At 68.7% G+C, this 7008-nt stretch carries 5 protein-coding genes; all 5 read left to right on the top strand.

The annotated features are described in order from the left end of the window. Positions 1–72 precede the first annotated feature (72 nt). Positions 73–762: an erythromycin esterase family protein gene (locus ETD83_RS37620; RefSeq protein ID WP_138649972.1), complete on the top strand. Its 690-nt coding sequence runs from the start codon at positions 73–75 to the stop codon at positions 760–762. Positions 763–1056: 294 nt separating this feature from the next. Next, positions 1057–2586: a cellulose binding domain-containing protein gene (locus tag ETD83_RS37625; RefSeq protein WP_407921547.1), complete on the top strand. Its 1530-nt coding sequence runs from the start codon at positions 1057–1059 to the stop codon at positions 2584–2586. 405 nt (positions 2587–2991) lie between these two features. Beyond that, a complete protein-coding gene (locus ETD83_RS37630) occupies positions 2992–4551 on the top strand; it encodes a chitinase (protein WP_230421455.1) in 1560 nt (519 codons plus the stop codon). 46 nt (positions 4552–4597) lie between these two features. Continuing rightward, positions 4598–6364 (top strand): chitinase, encoded by a 1767-nt coding sequence (locus tag ETD83_RS37635; RefSeq protein WP_138649975.1) that lies wholly within the window; start codon positions 4598–4600, stop codon positions 6362–6364. Between the two features lie 83 nt (positions 6365–6447). Further along, a partial coding sequence (locus ETD83_RS37640; RefSeq protein WP_230421456.1) for a lytic polysaccharide monooxygenase auxiliary activity family 9 protein occupies positions 6448–7008 on the top strand: 561 nt, incomplete at its 3' end.

Here is a 7008-nt window from a genome sequence, read left to right on the forward strand (position 1 = left end):
GCCCCCCCCCGCGCCGCACGGACAGCCTCCTGGCCCCGTCCCCATACCAGATGGACCGCCCGGACGTCGGACATGCCTGCGTACACAACCTGGTTCAGAGAGAACGTGGTGGACAAAGGTTCGTACGTCCGGCACGCCCGCCAGGTGTACGAGCTGGTCAAGGAACTCCCGGACGGAGGCCGCGACCACGAGCTGGCCTTGCACCACGCCCGGCAGATCGTTTCGTTCTACGAGCATTTCCTCCTGGAGTTCAACGAGGCCAACGCCTACCGCGACGCCCGCGCCGCGCGGAATCTGGCGTGGTGGCGCGGGTTCAGCGGGGGCGACAAGATCGTCTACTGGGGCGCGAGCGCGCACACCGCCAACGCGCCGAACCTGCACGTCACCGCGCAGGACGGCGAGGACCTGCGCTACCCGACCGCCGGCTCGCATCTGCGGCGCCGGTACGGGCGGCGGTACCGGTCGATCGGCTTCACCCTCGGCCACGGCGCGGCGAGCCTCGGCCCGGGGCGGACGGTCGCCCTCGCGCGTCCCGCCCCGAACTGGTTCGAGCGGCGGTTCGGCGAGGTCGGCGGCGCGCAGTTCGTCCTGGACCTGCGCTCCCCCGCCCCCGCGCCGGTCCGCCGGTGGCTGGACGCGCCCGCCGCCACCCGCGGCCTCCCGCATTTCGGGCCCGGCTCGACCACGACCGGGGGCTCGCTGTCGGAATGGTTCGACGTCATCGTGCACCGTCAAAAGGTCTCACCTGCGGGATCGGCCTGAACCAGCCCAAGGATGGGGCTTGGCTTTGGCGAAATGTGCCGACATTGCTCATGCCGCCGGTCTGGTTCGGTCCATTAGCTGGGCTGGGCTGACACCGCTCCGGCCGGCGTGGACGGACGGGGTTGCCGGGGCGCGGCGGGCTGGTTACGGTTCAGTCGATTAAAAGGAAAGTTTCCTATCAGATTCGAGGTCGAACTCGTGCCCCGCTCGCCCCCCGCCGCCCATCCCGCCATGCCCATCCGACGTACCTCGGGGTTCGGGGGATTCCCGCATGTCCGCATCTCCTTCCCGGGAGTGAAATTGAGACGACTCCGCCCTAGCCTCCTGTTCACCGCCCTCTGTGCCCTCGTCCTCGCACTGCTCGTCCCGACACCGGCGAACGCCGCGTCGACGGCGACGGCGACCTTCACCAAGGCCGCGGACTGGGGCTCGGGCTACGAGGCCAGATACACGATCACCAACGGGACCAACTCGGCGATCTCCGGCTGGAAGGTCGAGTTCGACCTCCCGTCCGGCTCGACCATCGGCTCCTACTGGGACGCGCTGCTCACCAAGTCCGGGCAGCACGCCACCTTCACCAACCGCAACTACAACGCCAGCGTCGCCGCCGGCGCGTCGGTCACGTTCGGGTTCCTGGTCAGCGGTCCGGGTGCTCCCACGAACTGCACCGTCAACAGCGGATCCTGCAGCGGTGACACCACCCCCGGAGCGCCCTCCGCTCCCGGCGAGGTGTCCGTGACCGGAAAGTCGGACACCTCCCTGACCCTGTCGTGGGGCCCCGCCTCCGGGACGGTCACCGGCTACCGGGTCTACGAGGGCGACGACGTCCGCGCGACGGTGAACGCCACGAGCACCACCATCTCCGGACTGGCGAAGTGCTCCGACCACACCTACACGGTCAAGGCGTACAACGACGTCGGCGAGTCCGCGGGATCCGCGGTCTCCGGCACCACGAGCGGCTGCACCGCGCCGGACCTCGGCAAGCACGCCGCGCCCTACCTCTACCTGGGATGGGGCAACCCGCCGGACCCGGTCACGGTGATGAACGCGTCCGGGATCAAGGTCTTCACGATGGCGTTCATCCTGGCTCAGAACGGCTGCAACCCGGCCTGGGACAGCCAGCGCCCGCTGAAGGGCGGCGTGGACGAGCAGGCGATCAACAAGATCCGCGCGGCCGGCGGTGACATCATCCCGTCCATCGGCGGCTGGTCGGGCAACAAGCTCGGCCCGAACTGCTCGACGCCCGAGGCCCTGGCCGGCGCCTACCAGAAGGTCATCGACGCCTACGGCCTCAAGTCCATCGACGTCGACATCGAGAACACCGACGAGTTCGAGAGCCCGGCCGTCCAGGACCGGATCCTCGGCGCGCTCAAGATCGTCGAGCAGAAGAACCCCGGCATCCAGACGATCCTGACGCTCCCCACCCTCAACAGCGGGCCGAACTCGTGGGGCAAGCGCCTCATCGACCGCGCGGCCGAGCTGCAGGTTCCGGTGGACATCTGGTCGATCATGCCGTTCAACTTCAGCGGCCACTCGGACATGTACGGCAACACCGTCAAGTCGTCCGAGGGTCTCAAGGAAGCCCTGAAGACCGCCTTCAAGTGGACCGACGCGGTCGCCTACTCGCACATGGGGATCTCCGGCATGAACGGCCGGTCCGACGTGGGCGAGATCACGACCACCGCGATCTGGACCCAGATCCGTGACTGGTCCAAGTCCAAGGGCCTGGCCCGGCTGACGTTCTGGGCGGTCAACCGCGACCGTCCCGGCAGCGGCACCGACCAGACCGACTGGCAGTTCAGCAAGATCACTGCCGGTTTCTGACCATCCTCCAGGCGGCCCGCGTCCCAGCTCCGGGGACGCGGGCCGCGCCCTTTCCAGACCCTCGGATTGGCACTCCAGGCAGGTGTCTCGCCGACCTGCCCGGATGGCCTAATTGGCGAGGATGGCCAACGAAATGGTCCCGACTCGGGCAGGTAGTGCCGATATTCCGGGGGGCTCAGGCTGGTTCGGTGTTCAAGCTGGGGTGGTTGCTCTATGCAGGTGGACGAGCTTCCGCAAAGGGCTTGCCCAGGTCACGGAGGCTCGTTACCTTGCTCTCAAACTGATAGGAAACCTTCCTATCGATTAGCGATCTAGTAGTGACCTACTCGGGGTTCGGGGGAATCCGCCAGCTTCCTACCGATGGAGTGAGAGTTGCGCCCCCACGCAGACTTGCGCCCCCGTTCCGTGATCAGTGTCATCGCCGTCCTCCTCGTCGCGCTCCTCGTGCCGCTCGGCGGCTCCCAGGCCAACGCCGAATCGCTCGCCGCGACGTTCACCAAGCCCGCCAACTGGGGCTCCGGGTGGGAGGGGCGCTTCACGCTCACCAACGGCACCAACCAGGCGATCAACGGATGGAAGGTCGAGTTCGACCTGCCGGCCGGGACGTCCGTCGGCTCGTACTGGGACGCCCTCCTCACCAAGAACGGGCAGCACCAGACGTTCGAGAACCGCAACTACAACGCCGCGGTCCCGGCGGGCGGTTCGGTCACGTTCGGATTCCTCGGGAACGGTCCCGGTGCCCCCGAGAACTGCACGTTCAACGGCGCGCCGTGCGACGGCGGCGACACCGGCAATCCGGGCGAGCTCGGCGCGCCCGGCAGCCCGGCGGTCACCGCGCGGACCGACACCTCGCTGACCCTCAGCTGGCAGCCCGCCTCCGGCACGCCCACCGGCTACCGCGTCTACGAGGGCTCCGACCTGCGCGCGACCGTCAGCGGCACCACCGCCACGATCGGCGGGCTCGCGAAGTGCTCGACGCACAGCTACACGGTCAAGGCGTACGACGCCAACGGTGAGTCGCCCGCCAGCACCGCCGTCACCAGCACGACCAGCGGATGCGTGAGCAGCGCGCTGCCCAAGCACTTCCTCACCGGCTACTGGCACGACTTCGTCAACCAGGCCCGTCCGCTGAAGCTCTCCCAGGTGCCCGACCAGTACGACGTCGTCGCGGTCGCGTTCGGCGAGTCGACGAGCCGCTTCGGCGAGGTCAGCTTCCGGGTCGACCCGGGTCTGGCCAGCGCGGTCGGCGGCTACACCGACGAGCAGTTCAAGGCGGACGTGAAGGCGCTGCAGGCCAAGGGCAAGAAGGTCATCCTGTCGGTCGGCGGCGAGAAGGGCGCGATCTGGGTCGGCAACAGCAGCGCCGCGAGCCTGTTCACCGAGTCCATGAGCGCCATCATCGCCGAGTGGGGCTTCGACGGCGTCGACATCGACCTGGAGAACGGCATCAGCCCCCAGTACATGGGGCAGGCGCTGCGGGCACTGCGCGCCAAGGTCGGCAACGAGATGATCATCACGATGGCGCCGCAGACGGTCGACATGCAGTCCACCGGCGGGGCGTACTTCCAGCTCGCGCTGGCCATCAAGGACATCCTGACCGTCGTCCACATGCAGTACTACAACTCAGGCACGATGCTCGGCTGTGACCAAGGGGTGTACTCGCAGGGAACGCTGAACTTCATGACGGCGCTGGCCTGCATCCAGCTCGAGAACGGGCTGCGTCCCGACCAGGTGGCGCTGGGTCTCCCGGCGGGCGCCGGTGCGGCGGGCGGCGGCGTCGTCCAGCCGGGGCTGGTCAACAACGCGCTGGACTGCCTCGCCAAGGGCACGAACTGCGGCAGCTTCAAGCCGTCCAAGACGTATCCGGACATCCGCGGCGCGATGACCTGGTCCATCAACTGGGACGTCACCAACGGCGGCCGGTTCGCCGGAACCGTCGGCCCGCACCTGGACACGCTTCCGTAACCGGTCCCGCTCCCGTAGCAGGACACGTTTCGCCAGAGGGACGGACATGAAGAAGATCTGGGCCCCGGCGGTTCTCACCGCCGGGCTGCTCGTCGGGCTCCCGAGCCCGGCGCAAGCCGAGAACGTGCTGGCCAACGCCGGCTTCGAGACAGGGTCGCTGGGCGGCTGGACGTGCGCGAGCGGCGGTTCCGTGGTGACCAGCCCGGTGCGGACGGGGTCGTACGCGCTCGCCGGCGGTGTGACCGCCGGAAGCACGGGCCAGTGCACGCAGACCGTCAGCGTCCAGCCGAACACGGCGTACTCGCTGTCGGCCTGGGTGCGCGGCAGTTACGTGTACATGGGCGTGACCGGCGGGGCGTCCACCTGGACGCCGTCCGCGTCGAACTACACCAAGCTGTCGGTGTCGTTCACGACCGGAGCCGACCAGAAGTCCGTGGAGATCTTCCTGCACGGCTGGTACGGCAACGGCGCCTACCACGCCGACGACGTGGAGCTGGACGGCCCCGGCGGCGAACCCCAGCCCGGGGTGCCGGGCGCGCCCGCGTCCCCCAGGCTCGGCACGGTCACGGACAACTCGATCGCACTGTCGTGGGAGCCGGCGACCGGGACGGTCACCGGCTACCGCGTCTACGAAGGGTCGGCGCTGAAGGCGACCGTGACCGGGACGAGTGCCACCGTCTCGGGCCTGGCCGCGTGCAGCTCGCACAGCTACGCGGTCGCCGCCTACAACGACGTCGGCGAGTCCGCCAAGTCGGCGCCGGTCAGCGGCCGGACGGGCGGCTGCACCGACACCGGGCTCCCGAAGCACGCGCTCATCGGATACCTGCACGCGAGCTTCGCCAACGGCTCCGGCTACGTGCGGATGGCGGACGTCCCGGACGCGTGGGACATCATCGACCTCGCGTTCGGCGAGCCGACGTCGGTCACCTCCGGCGACATCCGGTTCAACCGCTGCCCGGTGAGCGAGTGCCCGAACGTGGAGAGCGACGAGGAGTTCATCGCCGCGATCCGCGCGAAGCAGGCGCAGGGCAAGAAGGTGCTGATCTCGATCGGCGGCCAGAACGGCCAGGTGCAGCTCACGACGGCGGGCGCGCGGGACGCGTTCGTCCGGTCCGTCTCGGCGATCATCGACAAGTACGGGCTGGACGGCCTGGACGTCGACTTCGAGGGCCACTCGCTCTACCTCAACAGCGGTGACACCGACTTCCGCAACCCGAAGACCCCGGTGATCGTCAACCTGATCTCCGCGCTGAAGACGCTGAAGGCCAGGTACGGCGAGAAGTTCGTGCTGACGATGGCGCCGGAGACGTTCTTCGTGCAGGTCGGTTACCAGTTCTACGGCGGTGCCGGCGGCGGGGACGGCCGGACGGGCTCCTACCTCCCGGTGATCCACGCGATGCGGGACGACCTGACCGTCCTGCACGTCCAGGACTACAACTCCGGCCCGGTGATGGCCCTCGACGGCCAGTACAAGAACATGGGCGGCGCCGAGTTCCACATCGCGATGACCGACATGGTGAAGGCCGGTTTCCCGGTCGCGAACACCGGTCACACGTTCCCCGGGCTGCGGCCCGACCAGATCGGCATCGGGCTGCCCGCCGCGATCCCCGCGGGCAACGGCCACACATCGCCCGCCCAGGTGCAGCAGGCGGTGAACTGCCTGGTCAAGGGGACGGGCTGCGGCTCGTACACGCTGCGCGGCGGGACGTCCCCGGCGCTGCGCGGGCTGATGACCTGGTCGATCAACTGGGACAACTACTTCAAGTGGGAGTTCATGAAAGCCCACGAGCCATTCCTGAACGGCCTTCCGTAGAACACCGAGCTTTTCTGAGCAACACCCCACCCCCACCGGAAGGAAACGAAGTGAGATCGACCCGATCGAGAAAGGTCGCGGCCGTGGCGGTCACGGTCCCGGCGGCGTCCGCGCTGGTGGTGCTCGGCACCTCCTCCGGCGCGAACGCCCACGGGACCATGTCCGACCCGCCGAGCCGCGTCTACGTCTGCAAGAACGAGGGCCCCGAGGCGCCGAAGTCGGCCGCGTGCAAGGCGGCCGTCGCCGCCGCCGGCACCCAGGCGTTCTACGACTGGAACGAGGTGTCGCTGCTCGACGCCGGCGGACGGCACCGGCAGATCATCCCGGACGGCCAGCTGTGCAGCGCCGGGCGGGCGAAGTACCGCGGCCTCGACCTGGCGCGCGCCGACTGGCCCGCCAAGCGGATGTCGTCCGGCCCGCAGACGATCACCTACCACGCGACCGCGCCGCACTCGGCGAGCAACTTCGAGTTCTACATCACCCGTGACGGCTGGAGCCCGACGCAGCCGCTGCGCTGGTCGGACCTGGTGCACATCCAGACGTTCAACCGCCAGAACCCGACCACGTTCACCAAGTGGACGATCAACATCCCGCCGCGCACGGGCCGGCACATCCTGTACTCGATCTGGCAGCGGGTGGTCGGC

Source organism: Actinomadura soli (genome assembly GCF_005889715.1).
GTDB classification, from domain to species: domain Bacteria; phylum Actinomycetota; class Actinomycetes; order Streptosporangiales; family Streptosporangiaceae; genus Spirillospora; species Spirillospora soli.